A 24743-nucleotide genomic window follows, 5' to 3' on the forward strand; every position below is an offset into this window, starting at 1 on the left:
CGTTTACTTGCCGATGACCGACCAAATCGATGACTGCATTATCGTGGGGGCCGGGCCTGCCGGGCTCACCGCCGCGATCTATCTGGCACGCTTCCACCTTGCCATCCGCATGTTCGATTGCGGCACCAGTCGTGCGAGCTGGATACCGACCAGCCACAACCATGCGGGTTTTCCAGACGGTATCCATGGTGAAGACCTGCTCGACCGAATGCGCGAACAGGCGGCAAAGCATGGGGCTTTGCGTGAACCCAAACGCGTTACCGATCTGGCGAAAGACACCGACTGCTTCATCGTTTCCTGCGATGATGAAGAGTACAGAGCCCGCACGGTGCTGCTGGCCACAGGCGTGGTAAACAACCGGCCGCAGGGGATCGACGATCAACTTCATCGGGAAGCACTGGCAAGGGGGCTCCTACGCTATTGCCCGGTCTGCGATGGCTACGAGGTTACCGACAGGCGCGTCGGTGTGATCGGCACTAGCGATCATGGCACGGCCGAGGCACAGTTTCTGCGCGGCTACACTACCGATCTTACGCTGATCTCGCCGCATGGCGATCACGACCTCTCGGATGCCTGTTCTAACGCGCTGGAGGATGCCGGCATCGTGCGGGTGGCAGGGCCTTGCGGTGCCTTTGAAATCAGGGGCGACAAGCTGGCAGTCGAAACCGCCCAAGGATGGCTGGAATTCGATTCCGTCTATCCGGCACTCGGTTCGGTCGTTCGCTCGGGTCTAGCCCGATCCTGCGGCGCAGATGTCAGCGAAGGGGATTGCATTCTCGTCGGCGATCACATGGAAACCAGCGTCCCCGGCCTGTTCGCAGCCGGCGATGTCGTGCTGGGTCTCGACCAGATCAGCCACGCCATGGGTCAGGCCGGCGTCGCGGCCACCACGATACGCAATCATTTGGCCGATCAGAAGCCGATCAGGCGTTAATCCACGAAATCGGCGTTGAGCGTGAGACGGGCATCGTCCCACCCGGGGACGGCCTGCTTGGTCAGCGGCACCATGAACTTTGCGCCATCGGCCTTCTCGATCTCGATGATGTCCGTTGCGCCGTAATTCTCGACCGCACACACGCGGCCGACGGGCTCGCCTGATTCCGTGACCACCGCGAGATCGATCAAATCCGAAAAATAGAATTCGTCTTCCTCAAGGTCCGGCAAGACCTCCCGGGAAACAGACAGGGCAGTGCCACGCAGCTGCTCGGCCGAAGTCCGATCCATGACCTCGGCAAAGCGCGCAATGGCACCGCCCTTGTTGTCGCTGCGAATTTTTACGAGGTTCAGCGCGCCCTCGTTGAAGCGCTTGTGCGGTTTGAGCGCGTCCACGCCCTCGCCGAACAGCTTCAGACGGACTTCGCCCGCCACACCATGCGCGCCGGTTACGGCTGCGAGCGTGACGGGCTTGTCCGACATGGGTGCGATTACTCGCCCTTGTTTTCAGCGGCTTCGTCAGCCGGTGCTTCTTCTGCTGCAGCTTCCTCGGCGGGAGCTTCTTCAGCAGCAGCTTCTTCAGCCGGAGCTTCGGCAGCGGTCTTGGCTTCTTCCTCGGCAGCCTTCTTGGCTTCTTCGGCTTCAGCGATCTTGGCGGCCTTTTCTTCGGCGCGTTCCTTGGCGGCTTCGCCCGGTTCACCCTTCTTGGGGTTGTTGCGCGCTGCGCGCTCCAGGATACCGGCGGCATCGAGGAAACGATGGACGCGGTCCGAAGGCTGTGCACCGACCGACAGCCAGTGACGGGCACGGTCTTCGTTGAGCTTCACGCGCTCGCCCGAATCCTTCGGCAGCATCGGGTTGTAGGTGCCGATCTGCTCGAGATACTTGCCGTCACGTGCCGAACGCGAGTCCGAAACCACGATACGATAGTAGGGGCGCTTCTTGGCACCACCACGCGAAAGACGGATTGCAACTGCCATTTGATATTACCTTTCGAATATAAACGTCTGAAATTATTTCTTTTTGAGAAGGTCCTGCAAGTCCGGCGGAAGCGTGCTGGGATCCACACCGGGACCCTTTGCACCACCCATACCGGGCATGCCGCCCGGACCGCCGAGTCCGGGCATCGCTGCCCCCATGCCCCCGCCGCCGAACAGCGCGCCGAGGCCCTTGAGACCGCCCATCTTCTTGATCTGCTTCATTGCGCGCGACATCTCCTGGTGCATCTTCAGCACCTTGTTGACGTCCTGCACCTGCGTTCCGGAACCTGCCGCCACACGCTTCTTGCGTTTGGCATTCAGCAATTCGGGGCGCTTTCTTTCCTTCGGCGTCATCGATCCGATGATCGCATCCATGTGCAGCAATACCCGGTCGTCCATATTGGACGCCGCCATTGCCGCCTTGGCCTTCTTCATGCCCGGCAACATGCCGGCCAGCATGCCGAGGCCGCCCATGTTCTGCATCTGACGAAGCTGCATGCGCAGGTCCTCCAGGTCGAACTTGCCCTGCGCCATCTTCTTTGCGAGCGCTTCGGCCTCGTCCTGCTTGATGGTTTCGGCAGCCCGCTCGACCAGCGATACGACATCGCCCATGCCGAGGATGCGGCTCGCCACGCGCTTGGGGTCGAACGCCTCGATCGCGTCGAGTTTCTCGCCCGTACCTGCAAACTTGATCGGCTTGCCGGTTACGTAACGCATCGACAGCGCCGCACCGCCGCGCGCATCGCCGTCCATCCGGGTCAGCACCACGCCGGTCAGCGGCACTTCGCCGGTGAAGCTCTGAGCAACGTTGACGGCGTCCTGGCCGGTAAGGCTGTCGACGACCAGCAGAACTTCGGTCGGCGTAGAGACGCTGGCAATGGCCTTCATCTCGGCCATCAGCGCTTCGTCGACATGCAGACGGCCCGCAGTATCGAGCAGCAGCACGTCGGCCGACTGCAGCTTGGCACTTTCCATTGCGCGGCGAGCGATGTCGACCGGCTGCTGACCTTCGATGATCGGCAGCGTGGCCACGTCAACCTGCTCGCCCAGCACCTTGAGCTGTTCCTGCGCGGCAGGACGGTTCACGTCGAGCGACGCCATCAGCGCCTTCTTGCCGTGCTTGGCCTTGATCAGCTTGCCGAGCTTGGCCGTCGTCGTCGTCTTACCCGAGCCTTGGAGGCCCACCATCATGATGACGACCGGGGGCTTGGCAGCGAAATTCAGTTCGCGGTCCTTGGGGTCGGCGTCTTCGCCCCCGCCAAGCATGGCAGTGAGTTCGTCGTCGACGATCTTGACGACCTGCTGACCGGGCGTAACCGACTTCAGGACTTCAGAACCGATCGCCTTTTCGGTCACCGCATCGATGAAGCGCCGAACAACCGGCAATGCGACATCGGCTTCGAGCAGGGCGATGCGAATCTCGCGCATCGCTTCGCGCACGTCGTTTTCCGACAGCGCTCCGCGCCCTTTCAGGCGATCGAAGACATTACCTAGGCGGTCGGACAGATTGTCGAACATGCCTGTTACTCCTCATCGAACCGTTGCCGGATCGAATAAACGCGAAAAACGCCGGCGGACGAGAACTCGTCGGCCAGCGTGGGGAATTCCCCGATGAAACCCAAACTATTGCCCGGGTGTGGTGGAAGCAAGCCGGCGCCGTTGCCACGGCAAGCTACCATCAAACTCGAACACGGATCTGCCGACTGGCGGAAAATCCGGAAATGGTGGAGCCTAGCGGGATCGAACCGCTGACCTCTACAATGCCATTGTAGCGCTCTCCCAGCTGAGCTAAGGCCCCGAGCCATTTCATACGGCGCACCCTGGGAGGCGCGCCAGCCTTGCGGAGGCAGCCCTTTATGAGGCCGCCCCGCGCAACGCAAGAGAAAAATCAGCTCTCGTCGACGTCGTCGTCGTCACCCTTCGACTTCGTCTCGACGCCGAGATCGTCGTCGCCGCCGAGATCGACTTCGTTATCGGGAGAATCGTCGTCCTCGTCGATATCGATATCCAGATCGTCGTCGTCATCGCCGCCCAGATCGCTATCTGCTTCGGCGTCCTTCTTCTTCTTGGCTTCTTCTTCGGCCAGAATCGGCTGCTTGGACTTGAGCACCGGTTCCGGCGTCCATTCTTCACCGCATTCGATGCAGGTGACGGGATCTTCCTTGTTCAGATCGTAGAAGCGGGTGCCACAGTTCGGGCAGGTCCGCTTGGTGCCCCATTCAGGTTTGACCATGTGTAATCCTTGGCTTTGCCGCCCCCGGCATTGCGCCGCAGGGCCATGAATTCGTAATTGTATTGATGGGTACCTGCCGGGCAGGAATCAACAGCGCGCGCGCCTTGCCAGAACGCATGTGCGCTGTCAAAGCGCCGCCTTCATATGGATACCCATTCGTGACCGCTCATCGCTTTCTGCCCTCAGCCCCCTTGACCGGACGCATCCGTGTGCCCGGCGACAAGTCGATCAGTCACCGCTCCTTGATGTTCGGAGCGCTGGCCATCGGGCGCAGCCGCATTTCCGGGCTGCTCGAGGGCGAAGACGTTCTTGCCACCGCCGCGGCCCTGCGCGCAATGGGCGCAACGATCAACCGTGATGGTGACGATTGGGTCGTCGACGGGGTTGGCGTCGGGGGACTGCTGCAGCCGGAACAGGCGCTGGAAATGGGCAATTCCGGCACATCGACCCGGCTTCTGATGGGCTTGGTGGCAAGCCACGGCATCACCGCAGCTTTCACCGGCGACGCTAGTCTTTCGAAACGGCCTATGGGCAGGGTTATCGACCCGCTGTCGACCATGGGGGCCAGTTTTACGGCTTCGCCCGGCGGCACACTCCCCCTGATGATGGAAGGGATGGAACCGGCCGTGCCCATCACCTACGAACTGCCGGTCGCCAGCGCTCAGGTAAAGAGCGCGGTTCTCCTAGCCGGCCTCAACACGCCGGGTACCACGACAGTGATCGAACCGGTCCCGACGCGCGATCACACCGAACGCATGTTGCGCGGGTTCGGTGCAGAACTGACCGTCGAGGAGGTGGACGGCAATCGAGTGGTCCGCATCCACGGCCCCGCCGATCTTCACCCTTGCGACATCACCGTCCCCGGGGACCCGTCTTCGGCAGCCTTCTTCGCCGTTGCCGCCAGCGTCGTACCAGGCAGCGATCTGGTGGTCGAGAATGTCGGTCTCAACCCGACACGAAGCGGCATATTCACGGTCCTCGAACAGATGGGCGCAACCATAGAGAAGCTGGACGAACGCGACGTCGGCGGCGAACCGGTCGCCGATCTTCGCGTGCGCCACGCCGCCCTCAAGGGGATCGACGTCGATCCCGCCGTCGCGCCCAGCATGATCGATGAGTTCCCGATCCTGTTCGTCGCAGCCGCCATGGCGAGCGGCACGACCGTCACCAGCGGGCTCGACGAATTGCGTGTCAAGGAAAGCGACCGCCTTTCGGCCATGGCTGCCGCGCTCTCGGCATCCGGCGTGAACGTGGAAGAACGCGACGACGGCCTCGTGATCGAAGGCAGCGGCGGCTTGCCTCTTCGCGGGACCGCGAATGCGAAGGTTGAAACACATCTTGATCACCGCATCGCCATGAGCATGGCAATTGCCGGTCTCGTCAGCAGTGACGGTGTCGAAATCGACGATGTGGAACCAATCGCCACCAGCTTTCCTAATTTCACAGCGCTGCTGGACGCTGCGTCCTCATGATCGATATCGACATCTATACTGCGGTGGGCTTTGTGGGCATGGCCTGCATTATCGGCGCCTATGGCTATCTCACGTGGAAGGAAGACCCAAATCCCTATATTCTTCACGGTACCAATCTTGCGGGCGCGGCCCTTTTGACCGTTTCACTGCTAATCCATACGAACTGGCCCAGCCTTGTTCTCGAAGGTTTCTGGGCCGCGATTGCGATCTGGGGTCTTGCCAAGGCGCTCCGCTACCGCAGGACGCAGGCATGATTATCGCCGTCGACGGGCCGACCGCTTCCGGCAAGGGCACGATTGCCAAGGCACTCGCCGCGCATTTCGGTCTGCCCCATCTCGATACCGGCCTTCTTTACCGTGCGGTCGGCAGACAGGTTTTCCTCGACGGGGGCGATCCCGACAACGGCGGGGACGCCCTGGCGGGCTGCGCTTTTCCCGATACGCTGCTGAACGACCCGCAGCTGCGCGACGAAGAAACCGGTGGGCTGGCAAGCCGCGTCTCGGTCCATCCGCCGGTGCGCCAGGCCCTGTTCGACCGCCAGCGCAAGTTCGCCGAACAGGCTGGCGGCGCTGTCCTCGACGGGCGCGATATCGGCACGGTCATCGCACCGGAAGCGGAAGCGAAATTATTCGTAACCGCCAGCGTGGAAGCCCGCGCGCAGCGCCGCTTCCTCGAAATGCGGGAACGGGGCGCCGGCGTTACGTTGCTGGAAATTCAGGACGATCTCCGCCGGCGTGACGAACGCGATCGCAGCCGGGCAGTCGCTCCGCTGGTTCCGGCCGAGGATGCGATGGTGATCGACACCAGCGCCCTCGACAGGGACGAAGCAATTTCGGCAGCGATAGAGGCGGTGAAGCAGGCGACGGTCGCAAACTAGCGCTTTCCTACACACCCATTACGGTGGCACGCCTGCCTCTTACCTCCGCCTTCAGTCGAAGCTCCCCAGCCCAGCCCAATGCCACTTCGCCACTGCCCGATATTATTGCTCCTTGGACGGTGTAACAGGCGGTCCATGTCTCGGTCGCGGCGTTGCAATTCGCTTGCTATTACGACGGGTTTCGCCTAGGCGCGCGCCCGTTCATGCAATCTGTCGATTGAAGGACCCGTGCGAAGGCATTCGGCCCCGCGCGGTATTCGGCCTCTTGCCCCGTTGGCCTGCGTAATGGTGCGCAGAGACGGGTAAAGACCCCGGGAAAACCGGTGGCCGGTAGCAAAACGAACGTTAGGACTACTCACATATGGCAACTGCAGCCAACCCCACTCGCGATGATTTCGCGAAAATGCTCGACGAGCAGCTCGGCGGCGCCGGCGACGAAGGCTTCGAAGGCCGCGTCGTAAAAGGCACCGTCACCGCCATCGAAAACGGTATGGCACACATCGATGTCGGCCTGAAAAGCGAAGGCCGCGTCGATCTCAAGGAATTCCAGCGCTCCGAAACCGAAACCGCACCCGGCGTCGGTGACGAAGTCGAAGTGTTCGTCGATCGCGTTGAAAACGCCGAAGGCGAAGCAATGCTCAGCCGCGACCGCGCCCGCCGCGAAGCCGCCTGGGACAAGCTCGAAAGCGAATTCGGCGAAGGCAAGCGCGTCGAAGGCCGCATCTTCGGCCGCGTCAAGGGTGGCTTCACCGTCGACCTCGACGGCGCCGTGGCCTTCCTGCCCGGCTCGCAGGTCGACATCCGCCCCGTGCGCGACGTCACCCCGCTCATGGACATGGCGCAGCCGTTCCAGATCCTCAAGATGGACCGCCGCCGCGGTAACATCGTCGTTTCGCGCCGTGCGGTTCTCGAAGAAACCCGCGCCGAACAGCGCAGCGAGCTGATCGACAAGCTGGCCGAAGGCGAAGTGATCGACGGCGTCGTGAAGAACATCACCGATTACGGTGCCTTCGTCGACCTCGGCGGTATCGACGGCCTGCTGCACGTCACCGACATGAGCTACAAGCGGGTCAACCACCCGAGCGAAATGATCGAAATCGGCCAGACCGTGACCGTTCAGATCATCCGCATCAACGAAGATACGCAGCGCATCAGCCTCGGCATGAAGCAGCTCGAAAGCGATCCGTGGGATGGCGTTGCCGCCAAGTACCCGATCGGCATGAAGATGACGGGCACCGTCACCAACATCACCGAATACGGCGCGTTCGTCGAAATCGAACCGGGCATCGAAGGCCTGGTCCACGTTTCGGAAATGAGCTGGACCAAGAAGAACGTCCACCCGGGCAAGATCGTCTCGACCTCGCAGGAAGTCGAAGTCATGGTCCTGGAAGTCGACAGCGAAAAGCGTCGCATCAGCCTCGGTCTCAAGCAGGCCCAGCGCAACCCGTGGGAAGAGTTCGCCGAGAAGCATCCGGTTGGCTCGAAGGTCGAAGGCGAAGTCAAGAACGCCACCGAATTCGGCCTGTTCATCGGCCTCGACGGCGACGTCGACGGCATGGTTCACATGTCGGACATCGCATGGGGCATCTCGGGTGAAGACGCCCTCGCCCTGCACCGCAAGGGCGAGCAGGTCGAAGCCGTCGTTCTCGATGTCGACACCGACAAGGAACGCATCAGCCTCGGCATGAAGCAGCTCGAAAAGGGTGCGCCGACCGAAGCAGGTGCCTCGGGCAGCCTGCGCAAGGGCGAAACCGTCACTGTCACCGTTCTCGAAGTCCGCGATGGCGGCCTCGAAGTTCAGGTTGGCGAAGACGGCGCGACCGGCTTCATCAAGCGTAGCGACCTCGGCCGCGACCGCGACGAACAGCGCCCCGACCGCTTCCAGGTTGGCGGCAAGGTCGACGCGATGGTCACCGGCTTTGATCGCTCGAAGAAGCCCAACTTCTCGATCAAGGCGCGTCAGATCGCCGAAGAGAAGGAAGCTGTTGCACAGTTCGGTTCGTCGGATTCGGGTGCCTCGCTCGGCGACATCCTCGGCGAAGCGCTGAAGAAGAAGGAAGACTAAGCTCTTCTCCCCCTTTTCAGGGTAATCAGAAAGGCCCGCCCGCTCACTCGAGCAGGCGGGCCTTTCCTATGGCGCCAAGGCAAACTACATTGGCCGTCATGCTTGAAGTTCATCAATTCCCGTGCCTGTCCGATAATTACGGATACCTCCTCCACGATCCCGCCAGCGGGGAAACCGCCGCGATCGACACGCCCGATGGCGCGGAATATCTGAAACAGGCGGACGCCAGGGGCTGGAAGATAACCCAGATCTGGAACACCCACTGGCACCCCGATCACGCCGGTGGCAACAAGACGATCGTCGAAGCGACCGGTGCGACCATCACTGCACCTCAAGAGGTGGAGAAGCTCAGCCCGATCGATCGCATCGTCGGTAACGGCGACAGCGTATCCCTGGGCGACTGGACGGCCCGCGTAATCGACGTGTCCGGCCATACCAACGGACACATCGCATTTTATCTGGCAGAGGCAGACATGGCCTTCGTAGGCGACAGCGTCTTCGCCCTTGGCTGCGGCCGCATGTTCGAAGGCGAACCCGAACAGTTCTGGAACAGCCTCGACCGTATCCGCCAGCTGCCCGACAACACCATGCTGTATTGCGCGCATGAATACACGCTGGCCAACGCCAAATTCGCGCTGCATGCCGATCCGGACAACACCGAACTGAAACTCTACGCGAACCGCATCGATGAAAAGCGCGCAAAGGGCGAACCAACAGTGCCCACCATCCTGTCGCGCGAACTGGAAACCAATCCCTTTCTCCGCGCAGACAAGGCCTATATGCGCGACCGCTGGGGCGGAAACAGCCCATCCGAAACTTTCGCTGCGCTACGTGCGGCGAAGGATAATTTCTGACAATGAATTTGCTTCAGCTGGCGGCGGTGTCCGCCCTGATTTGCGGATCTATCGGGATCGGGAGCGAGCCCCTTTCAGCTGCGCCGCAATCGACATTCACCGTCATCACGTCACCCGAACTGTTGCCGGAAGCCGACGGTCGTTTGCGCGTGTTTCTCGGCGGTAGCATCGAGATGGGCGCAGCCCGCGACTGGCAGAGCGAGATCATCGAGGCACTTCAGCTGGCCCCGGTCGTATTGCTGAATCCGCGCAGAACGGACTGGGACCCAGCCTGGCTTCCTAGCGCCGACAATCCGGAATTTCGCAGGCAGGTCGAATGGGAGCTCCACGCACTCGATAATGCCGACATCATCGTGATGTACCTCGCGCCAGGGACCAAAAGTCCCGTGAGCTTGATGGAACTTGGCCTTCACGCGCAAAGCGGCAAGGTCATCCTGTATTGCCCTGATGGCTTCTGGCGAAAGGGCAATGTCGACATCACCGCGGAACATTACGGTATCGAACAGGTCAGCTCGATCGAAGAACTCATCGCCGAAGTCAGGGCCCGGGTCGGTCACAGCGATGGTGCAAGCTGACGCGATGAAGGCTGTTCTGGTTCGCCATCTTTCACCCGATCTGTCAGGTGTCGAACTCGCCGAAATCGAGAGGCCCCAAGGGGATATCCTGATACGCGTGCGCGCCGCTTCACTGAATTACCCGGACCTGCTGATGACGCAGGGCAAATACCAATTCAAACCCGACGTGCCGTTCGTGTCCGGGCTCGAAATGGCCGGCGATGTCGTCGAAGCACCGGAAGGGAGCGGCTTCAAGCCGGGCGACAAAGTGCGCGGCGGTGCCAAGACGGGGGCGTTTGCCGAATATGCCGCCCTCCCCGCAGCCTCGCTCCGGACCATTCCCGCCGGTCTGGATTTCGCTAGCGCGGCCGCGATGGGAGCCGCTTACCAAACCGCATATGTGGCCCTCGTCGAAATCGGCGGACTGCGGGCCGGACAGACCGTTCTCGTCCACGGGGCCAGCGGCGGCGTGGGTCTTGCAGCCTGCGACCTTGCTCGCGCGATGGGAGCGCAAGTCATCGCCGCCACTCACAGAGCGGACAAACTCGAGCAACTCCACACGATTGCCAAACCCCACGCAGCGATTTGCAATACCGGTCGCTTCAGGGAGGACGTTGCGGAAATCACCGATGGCCACCTGTGCGATCTGGTCTTTGACCCCATCGGCGGGGATGTCTTCGACGAAAGTACGCGCTGCGTGACCTTTGGTGGAAAGCTTCTCGTAATCGGCTTCGTTTCCGGCCGCATTCCGGAAATTGCCGTCAACATCCCATTGATCAAAGGCTTCTCGGTCGTCGGTGTACGCGCAGGCGAATATACGCGCCGCTTTCCCGATCGCGGCGCACGAATTGCAGACGCAATCGATCGTCTGGCGCACGAAGGGCATATAGTGCCCCATATCGACCGTAGACTACCGCTCACATCCTGGCGCAAAGCGTTCGAAACGATGCAGCGCGGCGAAATCATCGGCAAACTCGTCCTCGAACCCTGAATCGAAAAGGGCGGCCCCACGGACCGCCCTCTCGAATATTCTCAACCAGGTTCGTTCGCAGATCAGATGCCCGCGATGACCTTGCCGGCCAATGCCTTGTCGGCTTCGGCGTCGTGCTTTTCTGCGATCAGCTTGCGGCTTGCAGCCGTGGCAGCGTTGACGGCACGATTGCGCACATCTTCCACTGCCTCGCGCTCGGCAGCGGAAATCTTGTCTTCCGCCATCCGCTTACGTCGCTCGACCATTGCCTTGCTGTCGGCTTCAGCCTTCTCGAGAAGGGCATCCGCCTCATGCTGCGCATTGGCTAGCATGGCTTCAGCGTCCTTTTCGGCGCCGGCGATCTTGTCCGCATATTCCTGGCGCAGCGTTTCGGCTTCGGCGCGAAGTTGCTTCGCCTCGTCAAGCTGCTCCTTGATGGCGGCGATCTTGCCGTCCAGCCCACTGCCGATGGACTTGTGTACCTTCGCGCCGAAAAACGCGATCAGCAGCAGAACGAACATCGCGACCGAAACGATCTGAAACGGCGCGAGTCCGAACAGTTCGGGTTCGGAATGCGTCGGTGCACCGCCATGCCCCGCCTCGACGAATGTGTCGGCAGATTCGGTGGCGAATACTTCCGGGGCGACATTAGCCATGGTTCATCGCCTCCTTGACGGCCTTGGCGGCTGCAGGCTTGGTCACCTTGGCACCGGCCAGGCGTGCCACGATATCCTGCGCAGCCTCGATGGCAACCGATTCAACCTCGGTAAGCGCGGCAGTGCGGGCTTCGGCAATGCGGGTTTCGGCTTCGGCCAGCTTCTTGTCGAGGCGCGACTGAGCCGCTTTCAACTTGCTCTCGGATTTGGCGGCTGCCTCATCCTTGGCCTTGGCGACGATGGCCTGCGCAGCTGCGCGGTTCTCGTTTTCACGAACCCGCCACGCTTCTTCCTCTGCGTCGGCTGCATCACGAGCAGCCTTTGCGGCGGCAAGGTCTGCAGCGATCTGGCCATCGCGCTGGGCGACGGTTTCCATCACCTTGGGCACCATGCCGCGGCCGATGACGAAGAAGGTTATGCCGAAGAAGACCAATAACCAGAAGACCTGGCTGGACCATGTTTCGGCAAGCTGTGCTATCTGGGGCATTGCAGCTCTCGAAAGGCGGGTACGAAAATTCGTGGGCCGGCCGGGGTTATCCCGACCGGCTCAAATCCGATTGCGTCGATTAAGCGACGAAGATCAGGATCATGGCAACGACGAACGCCAGCAGGCCGAGAAGTTCGGCAGCGGCGAAGCCGATGAACAGGCGGCCCTGCTGGCCGTCGGCAGCACCCGGATTGCGCAGAGCGCTTTCGAGGAACGAACCGAAGACGTTACCAACGCCGATCGCAGCCATACCGGCACCGATTGCAGCGAGGCCAGCACCGATGAGCTTTGCAGCTTCCATTTCCATGACAAACTCCTTTGGGAAATCAGATTGATTAATTGAAGACTAGTGAAGGTTCTCGGCGTCGTTGATGTACAGCGACGTCAGAAGAGCGAAGACATAGGCCTGGATGCCTGCAACCAGCAGTTCCAGCGCGCAGATGCCGATCATGAGAAGGAAGCTCGGCAAGCCGACAACGCCGCTCCACAGGATACCTGCGTTGGTACCGTCGATCACGAAGCTCGACAAGACTTCGAGCAATACGTGTCCGGCCATCATGGCCACGAACAGACGCAGGCCCAGGCTGAACGGGCGCACCATGAACGAGATGAACTCGATCGGCGCAATGATCGGGATCATCGGCAGCGGCGTGCCATGCGGCACGAACAGGCTGAAGAAATGGAGGCCGTGCTTCCAGAAACCAACCAGCAGGACGATCGCAAAGCTGATGATAGCGAGCACGCCGGTCACGGTGAAGTGGCTGGTAAAGGTGAACGGGTGCAGCCCGATCACGCCCAGCGGCATCAGACCGAGGATGTTGGCGAAGAGGATGAACATGAAGAGGCTGAAGACATAGGGCACATATTTGCGGCCCGCCTTGCCGATATTGGCTTCCAGCATATTGTCGATGAAACCGGTGAAGGTCTCCACCGTCATCTGCCAGCGCCCGGGCACCAGCTCGCGCTTCATGCCACCCAGCACGAAGATGAAGAGCACCACGGTGGTGATCAGCATCCACAGCGCGGAATTGGTGAAGGCGATGTTGTAGCCGGCGATTTCCCAGCCACCCGAACCGGCTAGCGGTTCGATGGTGAACTGATGCATCGGATCGACTTTGGCCTGCTCGGCTACCACGTCTCTACTAGTCCCTAGATCCTGTAACTAACGCCCCGGAAGCCCCACGACGGGATCATTCTTCGGGGCGCTGGTTTGCCGCACGGATAATGTTCCTGAAGGCGACCACTATTCCGAGGAACAGGCCGACCAACAGACCCCATGGATTGGTCCCCGTGAAATACCCGACGGCATAACCGATGACCGCACCACCAAGAAGCCCCCCGAGAAGATCCGCAAGAACCCGGTTACCGCTGCGATAGTTCGCATCGGCCCCGGAAGCCTTGGGAAGGTTACGCTGTTCTTCGCGCTGCTGGGCGGCTGCAAGCCGCTTTTCCAGCGCATCGATCCGCGCGTCCTCCTCGATTGGTTCCCGTGCGGGTTTGTCGTCGCTCATGCCTTGCTCCTTTGAAGGGGGTTGCGCGGCACGCGCAGGGACTTGCCCGCCAAGGGCGCCGCCCCCTTAGAAGGGGGGGTGTGGCGAGTCAACACGAGGAAGGTCCGGAAAGAGCCGTCGTGTCGCAAAAAAGCCTCTCGCTCCCGTATCGGGAGCAAGAGGCCGTGAAAGAGTGCGAGGTCCGAATCCTACGGGCAGCGCGGATCGCGTTGCGGAGCGCCCGCACCGCGCGTTTCCCAGCTGCCGTTCGGCGCCTGGTATTTCTCGCCCGGCTTGGTGGCCAGGATCGCCTGGCAACCAGCCGTCAGCGCATATTCCTCGAGCGTCGCATTGTTCGCCTTGGCCCGATCCGAATAAACGGCTCGGCGCTTGATATTGATATCGTTGACGATCTTGCGCAGCGCGGGCGTTTCCGCACCCACGATGCCGAGATAGCCATCCATCTTCTCGCCGATCTCGCCATCCGCGCGGGCAGCGGCATAGGCAGGGTCGCGCTGCGCGAAAGCTGGCGCTGCGAACCCACCGAATGCCGTAGCCACGGCTGCTGCCGCGAGAACCGATTTCGTTACCTTGTTCATCATGTCACCCATCAGAAGATATCCGCATTGTCCTCTATCGTATTGCCCGCATCTTCCGCGAGCCGATAGATCACTTCCTGGCGGATGTTGACGTTCAGCTCGATCACGATCGGCTTTTCGGGCGCATTCACCGTTATGCATCCCCCGAGCGCGACTGTGACAAGCATGGCGGCAGCCATCCTCCCGGTCAATTTGGCATGGTTCATAGCCCTCACTCGCTTTCCTGCTCCTGAATGGTGGGTTCATCCGGAATGATGTCGTCCGGACTGATTTCGGGTGGCGCTTCCTCGCCAGTGATCGAGCGCCTCAGGAAACGTGTTCCGTCGTCGGACAGCAGACCCAGTTCGCGTGGATCGCGTACTGCGGCCGGATCGTACAGCGATTTCAGGCTGGTCATCAGCTGGTAGAACTGCGCCTTGATGTTGATACGGAATTGCAGCGGCAGTGCCGCTAGTCGCCGCGTAATGAAATTCGATTTGGCGCCCTTGCCCTGGCTCACGCCGTCGAACCGCACTCGCGTAACGATCTCGCCCGTCAGGGGGCCTTCCATGACCACTCGCATCTGCGTGTAGTCGAGGCTCTTCAGTGCATCGAAGGCGAAGTTCGCGATGGGCGAAAGATCCTCGTAGGTCAGATCGCCCACATAGGAAATGTTCCCCCCTGGCGGCCGGGATATCAGCACGCCGGTATCGATTCGTCCGTTGCCCGCGGCATCGAACACGATCGGCACCGTTCCGTCGAAAAGTCCGGTGGCGGATATGTTCTCGAGATCCATCTGCGTCATGAACACGGCCGCATCCAGGCCGACGATCTCGAACAGGTAACGGCGCTCTTCGCTGACCCCCAGATTGAGGTCGACATCGCGCAAGATCAGCTGTCCGCCCATGAAGGGCCAACTGCCCCCGGAAACCGCCAGCAACTCGCCATTGCGCAATTGGAACTCGACCTCGCCATCGAAGACCTCCACGCCGGGATTTACCGATGCGACACGGATCTTCTGGCCCGGTGCAGTCGTCAGATTCAGCAGATCGACGAAATCGATCGTGCCTCTGGCGCCCTCGACAGGCCCGAACGCTGCGGCGAAATCCAGATCATCGCTCGAAAAGCTACCCGTGCTCTTGATGATGCCGTTCGGTGCCCAGTCGATCCGGCCCGTGCCGGTCACGATACCCTTGGTGTTGGCGATGACGCCCAGCGCAAGACGGGAAATCTCGCCCGGCTGAAGCTCGTCGTCCAGCTGCAGCCCAGGAACATCGAGATCGGCATGTCCGGCACCGCTCTGCAAATCGTGCCGAATGTCCACGGTTGTCACCAGCCGGTCGCTTGCGGGATTTCGCAATTGTGCCTGCGCGGCGATGACATTGTCGATCAGTGTCAACCTCGCATCGCGCGCGATCAGCGGCTCGAACCGGGGCGAAGCATTGCGGTCCACCAATGTGAAGTCGGTACCATTGATCATCAGCCGACCGTCGGCGAAACGCCAGTTCCCCTCGGCCTTGTTCAGATCCATTGGCACGGCCGCCAGCATCACGTCCGCATCGGTGAACGTTCCTGCGATATCGTCGCCGAACCTCGCCTCCAGGCCAGACACGTTGAAGTGGCTGGCCGTCTCGACAGGGCCCAGCGATACTTCGATTTCACGAGCCGTCATGACGCCGGGATAGGCAAAGCCGACCGGTCCCGACGCAAGCCGGATCGGGGTTTCACCGAGATGGCCCTGCAGATCGAGCGATGGCGCACCCGCGGCTATGCGAATTCCGTCAGCGCCCGCGTTCACGATTGCCCGGCCCCGTGCAGGACACAGCGTCAGCCCACGCTTTTCGAAAGAAAGATTGGCCAGTTCGAGACGGTCGAACCGGATATCCGTGCACGAGCGCCACAAGGCAATATTCCCACCCTCATAGCGTCCATCGACGGGTAACAACAAGTTGGTCGCCGCCCCGCCCGGCAGCTTGCCACTTGCCAGCACCCGGCCCGAAAATCCAAGGGCGTCGCCGCTTTGCTGGGCGATGGTCATTTGCGGCACGGCAAGGGCGGAATCGTCTGCTTCGTACCGCTCCATCGCGAGGCGAAAAATCGAACTGCCGCCCTCGCCTCGCTCCATCCGGCCAGATAGGCGCGGCATATTGGCGCCGCCGGTCGCGATATTGCCTGCGATCCTCGGCGTCTCGCCGCCCCGGGACGCGATTTCGACGCGCGATAGAGAAACCAGCCGCGCACCGCTTCCGCCGCGCAGCTCTGCCCTTGGCGCGAACAGGGAGTAGGTGCCGGGTTCTGTCCTGATACGCAGGTCGGCGGATAGCGCGCTTCCGCGGGTCTCGGCCTGCAACGCATTCGCCATTTTGCGGGTCAGCGGCGCGATCAGCGTGCCATCGCCGGTTTGCGCCAGCGCCTCGACTGCCGCGACCAGGTCGCTACCGAGCCGCAGACCATTTCCTTCAAGATTGCTCTCGACCTGCACGCGCTTGAAACCTTCGTTCGCGCGTAGCTGTCCATCTGCCGTCAGCACAGCCGCCAGTGCCTGCGGCGTTTCGACACCGCGGGCCGCCAGTGAAAAGCGGGCGGTTGTCGACTGGTCGCGGATCTGCGCGCGAATCGTGCCGATGATGGCCGCAGCAGAATTCTCCGCGAACCGCGTGTCACCGCCTTCGATCCGTGCCTCGATCGACGGATTGCGCAGGCGATTGTCCGCCTCGACGGTCAGATTCATCTCGTATTCGGCCAGATCGAGGTCCTGCGCTTCGCATTTCAGAGAAGCGAGCCGCACCGGGCCGACGAATTTCGGTTCGCCGGACGTGCTGGTTATTTTTCCATACGCGCTGGTCTGACCGGCCTCACAGCCCGGCAGCCGAAGGTTTGGCGCAATCGCAGCAAGCGTCCCGTCCCAGCCATGGCTGGCCAGTCCCGAACCGACCATTTTTAGCCCGACGGGGCCATAATCCGTTTCGATCAGCCCACGTCCATCGCGTATTGCGACATTCAGGTTGGGAAGCCCGCCCGGACCCTCGCTCGGCGCAAATATCAGCGTGTCGAGCGAGCCGAAGCTCAGTTCGTTATTACGGTACGTTCCGAAAAGACGCGGCTCGACCAGGGTGACGCTGCCGATCTCCGGCACGCCCAGCCGGTGGCGCAATTGCACGATGATTCGTTTGGCGGTAAAGTCCGGCGCATCCGGATCGCCAAGGACCACGTTTGACAGTTCCTGCGTCTGGCCGCCCACATAATCGATAGTGTACGTCGCGGGGATATTGTTGGCTTCGAGCTGGTCGCGAATAATATCGTCGACAATGCTCTCGCGCGAAAACCATGCGGCGATCCCTGCAGCGATCAGCAGGGCAAGCAGAACACTCGGAATAGCCCAGCGTTTCTGGCGCCATCTCGCGCGCCGGATGGAATCGGCGCCCTCCGCCATGGCATTGTCGTCAGCGTCCCGCTCCATCGAACCCCACTTGCGCCAGCAGCCCGTGAAAGGCAATGCAAGTGGTCGAAACGCCGTGCATGGGGGAATGGTTGCCGGAGGAATCGAATAATTCGGCGGGCCATGCGGGGGCCGGTCATCGCGCTCGACTGCGCGATCGACTGCTTACCGGCGGACCCGAAGCCCTCGCCGATTACGAGCTGCTCGAATTCCTCTTGTTCGCAGCGATAAGGCAGGGCGACACCAAGCCGCTAGCCAAGAACCTGATCGCCCAATTCGGGTCGTTCGCCGCTGTTCTGGCTGCAGATCCGCAGGCTTTGAAGCAGGTCAAAGGCATGGGCGAAGCGAGCGTGGCCGCGCTTCATGCCGTCAGCCTCGCGACCAGGAGGATGGCGCGCGGGGCGGTGCAGGACAAGCCGGTACTGGGCAGCTGGCAGGCTCTGTTGGACTATCTCGCTGTCGACATGGCCCATCTGAACCACGAGCGCGTGCGCGTCCTTTATCTAAACGCGCAAAACCGCCTCATCCTTGACCACCACTTCTCCGAAGGGTCGATCGATGAAGCGGCCATCCACCCGCGCGAAGTCATCCGCAAAGCCTTCGACATTGGCGCAACCGCGCTGATCCTCGTGCATAATCATCCCAGCGGAAATCCCGAACCGAGCCGCGCGGACATCGCCATCACCGCCCGGATCGCAGAAGCCGGTCGCCTGCTCGGCGTTACCGTACACGACCATGTCATCGTTGGTCGCAGTGGCCACGTCTCGCTGCGTGCCAAGGGTCTGATCTGACCGATCCGCTTATAAGAAGCGTAATAAGCGTGCGCCTGCGCCTTGCCACGGGCCGCCGCCTTGCCTAGCGCGCTGCGCAAACAGCCGCCAACTCCGGAGTTCACCATGGTCCCCCGCTACGCCCGCCCCGAAATGACCGCCCTGTGGGAGCCGGAAGCCAGATATCGCATCTGGTTCGAAATCGAAGCGCATGCGACCGAAAAGCTCGGCGAACTCGGCGTTGTTCCGGCAAGCGCGGCCAAGGCCCTGTGGGACTGGTGGGCCACCAACCCCAAGATCGACGTCGAAGCGATCGACGCGATCGAAGCCGTAACCAAGCATGACGTGATCGCCTTCCTCACCTGGGTGGCGGAAAACGTGGGCGACGAGGCGCGGTTCATGCACCAGGGCATGACCAGTAGCGACGTTCTCGACACCACGCTGGCTGTGCAGCTTGCCCGCTCCGCCGATATTCTGCTGGCCGATCTCGACGCACTGCTTTCTGCAATCCAGCGCCGTGCGGAAGAACACAAATACACACCGACCATCGGGCGCAGCCACGGCATCCATGCCGAGCCTGTGACCTTCGGTTTAAAACTGGCGCAGGCCTATGCCGAATTCGACCGTTGCCGCCGGCGCCTTCTCTCCGCGCGCGAAGAAATCGCCACCTGCGCCATCTCGGGTGCGGTAGGCACCTTTGCCAATATCGATCCCCAGGTCGAAGAACATGTCGCCGAAAAGCTCGGCCTGGCGGTCGAGCCCGTGTCGACCCAGGTCATCCCGCGCGATCGCCATGCCATGTTCTTTTCCACCCTCGCCGTCATCGCCGGGTCTATCGAACGGCTGGCGGTCGAAATTCGGCATCTTCAGCGCACCGAAGTGCTCGAGGCGGAAGAATATTTCTCGCCCGGCCAGAAGGGGTCGAGCGCCATGCCGCACAAGCGCAACCCGATCCTGACCGAAAACCTCACAGGTCAGGCCCGGATGATCCGCGCCTATGCCCTGCCCGCGCTCGAGAATGTGGCCCTGTGGCACGAGCGCGATATTTCGCATTCGTCGGTCGAACGCTTCATTGGCCCGGATGCCTGCATCACGCTCGATTTCGCCCTCGCCCGCCTCACCGGCGTGATCGACAAGCTGCTGATCTACCCCGAACGCATGCAGGCCAACATGGACCGCATGGGCGGCCTCATCCACTCGCAGCGTGTTCTGCTCGCCCTCACCCAGAACGGCGTCAGCCGCGAAGATGCCTATCGCCTCGTCCAGCGTAACGCGATGAAGGTCTGGGAATCGGACGGCCGGCTGATGCTGCTCGATCTGCTCAAGCAGGATGAGGAAGTCACCGCAGCGCTCAGCGCCGAACAGCTGGAAGAACGGTTCGACCTCGAATACCACTTCAAGCACGTCGACACGATCTTCGAACGCGTGTTCGGCTAGACGAGCGCGCGCTTGCAGCCTAGCAAGGCTTGCATAGCCAATTAGGGGAGCTCCCGATGCAGATCGTGCGTACTATCGTTTGGGTCCTGCTGCTGTTTTCGCTGCTGGCATTCAGTTTCTTCAACTGGAAATCGGTCGAAGTTCAAATCTGGTCGAACTTGGTGCTGGAAACCAAGCTGCCGGCGCTTGTCATCGTGTCCTTCCTGCTGGGCCTTTTGCCCATGTGGTTGCTCCACCGCGCCAGCGCATGGCGCGCCAGGCGGCGGATAGCTGCGCTTGAAACGGCCACGCACAAGATGTCCGCGCCAGCCGCCACTCCCACGCCGACGGCCACCCCGCCGGTATCGCCGCCGCGCGACGATTTTGCACCCCCGCCCGCCCATCCGGTCGATCCCGAACCAACGAAGCCCTGATGTCCAATCCGATCTATCTCGCACTCGACGTCCCGCAACTGAACGACGGGATCGACCTCGTTAACAAGGTCAAGGGACACGTTGGCGGGATCAAGCTCGGGCTGGAATTCTTCTGTGCGCATGGCGCGCATGGCGTGCACATGATCGGGCAGCTCGGCCTGCCCATCTTCCTCGATCTCAAGCTGCACGATATTCCCAATACCGTCGCAGGCGCCATGCAGGCGATCCACGTGCTCGAACCGGCGATCGTCACCGTTCATGCAGGCGGCGGTCGCGCCATGATGGAAGATGCCAAGGCTGCAGCTGGCGAAAATACCAGGGTCGTCGCCGTGACCATGCTGACCAGTATGGACGAACGCGATCTCGCACGCACCGGCATCGAAGGCAGCGCGCATGACCAGGTCATGCGCCTCGCACAGCTTGCCAACGATGCAGGCCTCGACGGGATCGTGTGTTCGGGACAGGAAGTGAAAGCGGTCCATGACCAGTGGCGGGACGGCTTCTTCGTCGTACCCGGCCTGCGCCCTGCCGGGAGCGCGGTCGGCGATCAGAAACGCGTCGTCACACCGCGCCAGGCGCGTGATCACGGTGCCAGCGTGCTGGTGATCGGGCGACCGATCAGCCGTGCGGACGATCCTGCGCGGGCCGCGCGCGATATCGAAGCCACGCTGTAACGGCGCGCTTCATGGCAGCCGCAATCAAGATCTGCGGGATTTCCATGCCCGAAACGCTCGACGCTGTCCTCGATGCGCAGGCTGACCACGTCGGCTTCAATTTCTTTCCGCCCAGCCCTCGCCACCTCGGCCTCGCCGAAGCATCGGCGCTCGCCGCGCGCGCAGGGTCGCGCATTTCCAAGGTCGGCGTGTTCGTCGATCCGGACGACGCCGCCCTGCGCGATGCCATATCAGCCGCGAAACTCGACGCGGTGCAGCTGCATGGCGACGAGTCTCCCGCGCGCAGCGCCGCGGTCAGGGCGCAGTTCGGTCTCCCTGTCTGGAAAGTGATCCCGGTGGCCACCGCCAGCGATGTCGTCAGGGCTCAGGCTTATACCGACGCGGCCGACTTCATCCTGTTCGACGCCAAGACGCCGAAGGACGCTCAGCTCCCCGGTGGGATGGGGCTACGCTTCGACTGGGGCCTTCTTTCCGGCATCAGCATGTCGCTGCCCTGGGGTCTTGCCGGCGGTTTGTCGCCCACGAATGTCGCGGGTGCGATCGCTGCAACCGGTGCCCCGCTGGTCGATACGTCCAGCGGCGTGGAAAGCGCTCCAGGTGTGAAGGACATGGACAAGATTGCCGCCTTCTGCAAAGCGGCGCGGTCTGTATGACCGAACACGCAAACTCCTTCCGCAATCAGCCCGATGAACGTGGCCACTTTGGCGATTACGGCGGCCGTTATGTCGCCGAAACGCTGATGCCGCTGATCCTCGATCTCGAACGCGAATATCGCAAAGCTCAAGCTGACTCGAGCTTTAAGTCCCAGTTCGACGATCTGCTCGAACACTATGTCGGCCGTCCTTCCCCGCTCTATTTCGCGGAACGGCTGACAGAGGCGCTCGGCGGCGCGCAGGTCTGGTTCAAGCGTGACGAACTCAATCACACCGGCGCGCACAAGATCAACAATTGCATCGGGCAGATCCTGCTCGCGATGCGCATGGGCAAGACCCGCATTATCGCCGAAACCGGCGCAGGTCAGCACGGCGTCGCCACGGCCACCGTTTGCGCACGTTTCGGACTGCCTTGCGTCATCTATATGGGCGCGACCGACGTGGCCCGGCAGCAGCCCAATGTGTTCCGCATGAAGCTGCTCGGCGCCGAAGTCGTGCCCGTCACCAGCGGCGCGGCAACGCTCAAGGACGCCATGAACGAAGGGCTGCGCGATTGGGTCGCGAATGTCCACGACACCTTCTACATCATCGGCACGGCTGCCGGACCGCATCCCTATCCGGAAATGGTCCGCGATTTTCAGAGCGTGATCGGCAAGGAAGCGCGCGCGCAGATGCTGTCGCGCATCGATCGCCTGCCCGATCTGCTCGTGGCAGCCATCGGCGGCGGCTCCAATGCGCTCGGGCTGTTCCACCCCTTCCTCGACGATCCGGATGTAAAGATGCTCGGCGTCGAAGCGGCGGGTTATGGCCTCGATGGGGATCAGCATGCAGCATCGCTGCTTGGCGGGTTCCCCGGCGTGCTCCACGGCAACAAGACCTACCTGCTGCAGGACGATGACGGCCAGATCACCGAAGGCCACTCGATCAGCGCGGGTCTCGATTACCCCGGCATCGGCCCCGAACATGCCTGGCTGAAAGACATGGAACGCGTCGAATACACCGCCATCACAGATGACGAGGCGCTTGATGCGTTCCAGCTTCTCTGCCGGACCGAGGGCATCATTCCCGCGCTCGAGCCCAGCCATGCCATCGCTGCCGTGGCCAAGCGTGCCAAGACCATGCCCAAGGACAGCGTGATCCTCGCCAACCTGTGCGGGCGCGGCGATAAGGACATCTTCACCGTGGCGGAAAAGCTCGGAGTTGAGATCTAGCCCTCGCTCCGAACGATGGAGGTGCCTCGTGCTGGTTTACGCATACCCACTCATGCAGGCTGTCCTACACGACTGCATTCATGCGATGGGGCTTTGATGACGCCTAATCGTTCCTTGCAGTGCAAACCCGGATACGCCCTGATGGCGCGAGCCAGTTTTTTCTCCCTTGGACTGTGTAACACCCGGTCCATGTCTCAGACTTCTGCCAAGCTAGATGAACGAACCTGACACCATGAACGCCTCGAATCGCCTCTCCGCTGCCTTCGCCAAGCCTAACCCTGCGCTGGTCTGCTTTCTGACCGCCGGTGACGGCGACACCGGCGCCAATCTCGATGCGCTGGTCGATGGCGGCGCGGACGTGATCGAACTCGGCATGCCCTTTACCGATCCCATGGCCGATGGCCCGGCCATCCAGGCGGCGAATATCCGCTCGCTTGGCAAAGGCACCACCACGGCCGATGTCCTCTCGATCGCCAGCGGCTTTCGCCAGCGCCATCCCGACGTTCCGCTGGTACTGATGGGTTATGCCAATCCGATGGTCCGGCGCGGGCCGGAATGGTTCGCCTCTGCCGCCATGAACGCGGGCGTCGACGGCGTGATCTGCGTCGATATCCCGCCCGAAGAAGACGACGCGCTAGGTCCGTCCCTGCGCGATGCCGGGATTGCCCCCATTCGCCTCGCCACACCGACAACCGACGACCGCCGCCTTCCCGCCGTGGTCGAAGGTTCCGAAGGCTTTCTCTATTACGTCGCGGTCGCAGGCATCACCGGCATGCAGCAGGCAGCGATCGAATCGATCGAAGCCAATGTCGCCCGCATCAAGCAGGCCACCGACATTCCGGTCGCTGTCGGCTTCGGCGTCCGCACGCCCGAACAGGCCGGCGAAATCGCGCGCGTAGCAGATGGCGTCGTGGTGGGCTCGGCCCTGGTCGAACTCGTGGCCGAACATGGCGCCGATGCTCCGGCCCACCTGCGCGAACTGACATCGAAGCTCGCCGGCGCTGTTCGTTCGGCGCGCTGAGCGGGTCCGACCGCTCTTTCGTCCGGAGACGATCAGCCCGCCCGGCAAAGAGCAATTTGATTTTCCTAGGTATTCTGCCGACTATTTGAGCTTTGCTGCAACAGGACTATAGGCTTCAACTATGAACTGGTTCACCCGCGTCCGCAATTCGATCACCTCGCTGTCCAAGCGCAGCACCGACAAGGATCTGTGGGTCAAATGCCCCAGCTGTCAGCAGATGGTGTTCGCGCAGGAATACGAAGACAATGCCTATGTTTGCCCGCGCTGCGATCACCATGGTCGCATCGGCGCGGACGAACGCCTGCGCCAGTTGATGGATGATGGCTTCGAAGTTCTTCCGATCCCCGATGTGAAGGAAGATCCTCTCAAGTTCCGCGACACGGCAAAATACACCGACCGCCTGAAAAAGGCGCGCGCCAAGAGCCCGCACAAGGACGCCTTCCTCGTTGGCTCCGGCGCGATCGATGGCAAACCCGCGGTGGTCGGGGTGCAGGATTTTGGCTTCATGGGCGGATCCATGGGCATGGCCGTAGGCACCGCCTTCTGCCAGGGTGCGGAACGCGCGCTTACCCGGCGCTGCCCCTATATCGTCGTTACCGCTGCTGGTGGCGCTCGCATGCAGGAAGGCATTCTCTCGCTCATGCAAATGCCCAAGGCGACCGTGATGACGCGCCGCCTGAAGGAAGCCGGCTTGCCCTATATCGTGGTGCTGACCGATCCGACAACCGGCGGCGTGACGGCTAGCTACGCCATGCTCGGCGATATCCATATTGCCGAACCGGGCGCACTGATCGGCTTTGCCGGGCAGCGCGTCATTCAGGACACGATCCGCGAACAGCTACCCGATGGCTTCCAGCGCGCCGAATATCTGCACAAGCATGGCATGGTGGACATGGTGGTCCATCGCCGCGACCTCAAAGCAACGCTGGCGACCCTGCTCGATTACCTCACCCCGGCCAAGGCTGCCTGAGGCACG

At 61.8% G+C, this 24743-nt stretch carries 28 protein-coding genes and 1 tRNA gene; 16 read left to right on the plus strand and 13 right to left on the minus strand.

Annotation, left to right across the window (positions count from 1 at the left end):
• Positions 1–13 precede the first annotated feature (13 nt).
• Positions 14–934, plus strand: coding sequence for an NAD(P)/FAD-dependent oxidoreductase (locus KYK83_RS13695; protein ID WP_222828743.1), 921 nt, complete (start codon positions 14–16; stop codon positions 932–934).
• Here the strand turns inward: KYK83_RS13695 and rimM are convergent.
• From rimM to KYK83_RS13720, 5 genes are all read right to left on the minus strand, one after another.
• Positions 931–1416, minus strand: coding sequence for a ribosome maturation factor RimM (gene rimM, locus KYK83_RS13700; protein ID WP_222828650.1), 486 nt, complete (start codon positions 1414–1416; stop codon positions 931–933). The genes KYK83_RS13695 and rimM overlap by 4 nt on opposite strands.
• A gap of 8 nt (positions 1417–1424) precedes the next feature.
• Positions 1425–1913, minus strand: a complete 489-nt coding sequence (gene rpsP, locus KYK83_RS13705) for a 30S ribosomal protein S16 (RefSeq protein ID WP_103023627.1) — start codon at positions 1911–1913, stop codon at positions 1425–1427.
• Between the two features lie 33 nt (positions 1914–1946).
• On the minus strand, positions 1947–3431 hold the full coding sequence (ffh, locus tag KYK83_RS13710) for a signal recognition particle protein (RefSeq protein ID WP_221598251.1): 1485 nt from the start codon (positions 3429–3431) through the stop codon (positions 1947–1949).
• A 204-nt stretch (positions 3432–3635) separates the two neighbouring features.
• Positions 3636–3711: transfer RNA gene (locus tag KYK83_RS13715), tRNA-Ala, on the minus strand.
• 90 nt (positions 3712–3801) lie between these two features.
• Positions 3802–4146, minus strand: a complete 345-nt coding sequence (locus KYK83_RS13720) for a TIGR02300 family protein (RefSeq protein WP_103023625.1) — start codon at positions 4144–4146, stop codon at positions 3802–3804.
• A gap of 116 nt (positions 4147–4262) precedes the next feature.
• Here KYK83_RS13720 and aroA point away from each other — a divergent pair, with 116 nt between their 5' ends.
• From aroA to KYK83_RS13755, 7 genes are all read left to right on the plus strand, one after another.
• The gene (gene aroA, locus KYK83_RS13725; protein ID WP_222828652.1) at positions 4263–5618 is read left to right on the plus strand and encodes a 3-phosphoshikimate 1-carboxyvinyltransferase; all 1356 of its coding nucleotides are present in this window, start codon (positions 4263–4265) and stop codon (positions 5616–5618) included.
• Complete coding sequence (locus KYK83_RS13730; RefSeq protein WP_222828654.1) at positions 5615–5872, plus strand: CBU_0592 family membrane protein; 258 nt, start codon at positions 5615–5617, stop codon at positions 5870–5872. The genes aroA and KYK83_RS13730 overlap by 4 nt, the downstream gene beginning before the upstream one ends.
• Positions 5869–6495, plus strand: a complete 627-nt coding sequence (locus KYK83_RS13735) for a (d)CMP kinase (RefSeq protein ID WP_222828655.1) — start codon at positions 5869–5871, stop codon at positions 6493–6495. Before KYK83_RS13730 ends, KYK83_RS13735 begins: the two co-directional genes overlap by 4 nt.
• A gap of 361 nt (positions 6496–6856) precedes the next feature.
• Entirely contained in the window at positions 6857–8560 is a 1704-nt protein-coding gene (rpsA, locus tag KYK83_RS13740) for a 30S ribosomal protein S1 (RefSeq protein WP_103023622.1), read from the plus strand.
• A 98-nt stretch (positions 8561–8658) separates the two neighbouring features.
• Entirely contained in the window at positions 8659–9414 is a 756-nt protein-coding gene (gloB, locus tag KYK83_RS13745) for a hydroxyacylglutathione hydrolase (RefSeq protein WP_222828744.1), read from the plus strand.
• A gap of 2 nt (positions 9415–9416) precedes the next feature.
• A complete protein-coding gene (locus tag KYK83_RS13750; protein ID WP_222828656.1) occupies positions 9417–9989 on the plus strand; it encodes a nucleoside 2-deoxyribosyltransferase domain-containing protein in 573 nt (190 codons plus the stop codon).
• Positions 9990–9993: 4 nt separating this feature from the next.
• Complete coding sequence (locus KYK83_RS13755; RefSeq protein WP_222828657.1) at positions 9994–10959, plus strand: NADPH:quinone oxidoreductase family protein; 966 nt, start codon at positions 9994–9996, stop codon at positions 10957–10959.
• 62 nt (positions 10960–11021) lie between these two features.
• Here the strand turns inward: KYK83_RS13755 and KYK83_RS13760 are convergent, their stop codons facing one another.
• The 8 genes from KYK83_RS13760 to KYK83_RS13795 form a co-directional block, all read right to left on the minus strand.
• Positions 11022–11594, minus strand: coding sequence for a F0F1 ATP synthase subunit B family protein (locus tag KYK83_RS13760; RefSeq protein WP_222828660.1), 573 nt, complete (start codon positions 11592–11594; stop codon positions 11022–11024).
• On the minus strand, positions 11587–12081 hold the full coding sequence (locus KYK83_RS13765) for a F0F1 ATP synthase subunit B family protein (RefSeq protein WP_222828662.1): 495 nt from the start codon (positions 12079–12081) through the stop codon (positions 11587–11589). Before KYK83_RS13765 ends, KYK83_RS13760 begins: the two co-directional genes overlap by 8 nt.
• A gap of 79 nt (positions 12082–12160) precedes the next feature.
• Positions 12161–12388, minus strand: a complete 228-nt coding sequence (locus tag KYK83_RS13770; protein WP_006832363.1) for a F0F1 ATP synthase subunit C — start codon at positions 12386–12388, stop codon at positions 12161–12163.
• Between the two features lie 39 nt (positions 12389–12427).
• Complete coding sequence (locus KYK83_RS13775) at positions 12428–13216, minus strand: F0F1 ATP synthase subunit A (RefSeq protein ID WP_255407933.1); 789 nt, start codon at positions 13214–13216, stop codon at positions 12428–12430.
• Positions 13217–13271: 55 nt separating this feature from the next.
• A complete protein-coding gene (locus KYK83_RS13780; protein WP_222828663.1) occupies positions 13272–13592 on the minus strand; it encodes an AtpZ/AtpI family protein in 321 nt (106 codons plus the stop codon).
• 188 nt (positions 13593–13780) lie between these two features.
• Entirely contained in the window at positions 13781–14173 is a 393-nt protein-coding gene (locus KYK83_RS13785) for a YdbL family probable chaperone protein (RefSeq protein WP_222828745.1), read from the minus strand.
• 8 nt (positions 14174–14181) lie between these two features.
• The gene (locus tag KYK83_RS13790) at positions 14182–14349 is read right to left on the minus strand and encodes a YnbE family lipoprotein (protein WP_369828432.1); all 168 of its coding nucleotides are present in this window, start codon (positions 14347–14349) and stop codon (positions 14182–14184) included.
• Positions 14350–14381: 32 nt separating this feature from the next.
• Positions 14382–17609, minus strand: a complete 3228-nt coding sequence (locus tag KYK83_RS13795; RefSeq protein WP_248284473.1) for an intermembrane phospholipid transport protein YdbH family protein — start codon at positions 17607–17609, stop codon at positions 14382–14384.
• 59 nt (positions 17610–17668) lie between these two features.
• Between KYK83_RS13795 and radC the strand changes: the two genes are divergently transcribed.
• The 8 genes from radC (at position 17669) to accD (ending at position 24737) form a co-directional block, all read left to right on the plus strand.
• Entirely contained in the window at positions 17669–18379 is a 711-nt protein-coding gene (gene radC, locus KYK83_RS13800; RefSeq protein WP_222828747.1) for a RadC family protein, read from the plus strand.
• Between the two features lie 105 nt (positions 18380–18484).
• Positions 18485–19795 (plus strand): adenylosuccinate lyase, encoded by a 1311-nt coding sequence (gene purB / locus KYK83_RS13805; RefSeq protein WP_222828664.1) that lies wholly within the window; start codon positions 18485–18487, stop codon positions 19793–19795.
• A 56-nt stretch (positions 19796–19851) separates the two neighbouring features.
• On the plus strand, positions 19852–20208 hold the full coding sequence (locus KYK83_RS13810; protein ID WP_222828666.1) for a DUF1049 domain-containing protein: 357 nt from the start codon (positions 19852–19854) through the stop codon (positions 20206–20208).
• On the plus strand, positions 20208–20882 hold the full coding sequence (gene pyrF / locus KYK83_RS13815) for an orotidine-5'-phosphate decarboxylase (RefSeq protein WP_103023613.1): 675 nt from the start codon (positions 20208–20210) through the stop codon (positions 20880–20882). The genes KYK83_RS13810 and pyrF overlap by 1 nt, the downstream gene beginning before the upstream one ends.
• 11 nt (positions 20883–20893) lie before the next feature.
• A complete protein-coding gene (locus KYK83_RS13820; protein ID WP_222828667.1) occupies positions 20894–21535 on the plus strand; it encodes a phosphoribosylanthranilate isomerase in 642 nt (213 codons plus the stop codon).
• Entirely contained in the window at positions 21532–22746 is a 1215-nt protein-coding gene (gene trpB, locus KYK83_RS13825; protein ID WP_222828669.1) for a tryptophan synthase subunit beta, read from the plus strand. Before KYK83_RS13820 ends, trpB begins: the two co-directional genes overlap by 4 nt.
• 232 nt (positions 22747–22978) lie before the next feature.
• Complete coding sequence (gene trpA / locus KYK83_RS13830) at positions 22979–23767, plus strand: tryptophan synthase subunit alpha (RefSeq protein ID WP_222828671.1); 789 nt, start codon at positions 22979–22981, stop codon at positions 23765–23767.
• A 121-nt stretch (positions 23768–23888) separates the two neighbouring features.
• Entirely contained in the window at positions 23889–24737 is an 849-nt protein-coding gene (gene accD, locus KYK83_RS13835; RefSeq protein WP_222828673.1) for an acetyl-CoA carboxylase, carboxyltransferase subunit beta, read from the plus strand.
• The last annotated feature ends 6 nt before the right edge of the window (positions 24738–24743 follow it).

It is taken from the genome of Qipengyuania pacifica, from assembly GCF_019857205.1.
Taxonomy (GTDB): Bacteria; Pseudomonadota; Alphaproteobacteria; order Sphingomonadales; family Sphingomonadaceae; genus Qipengyuania; species Qipengyuania pacifica.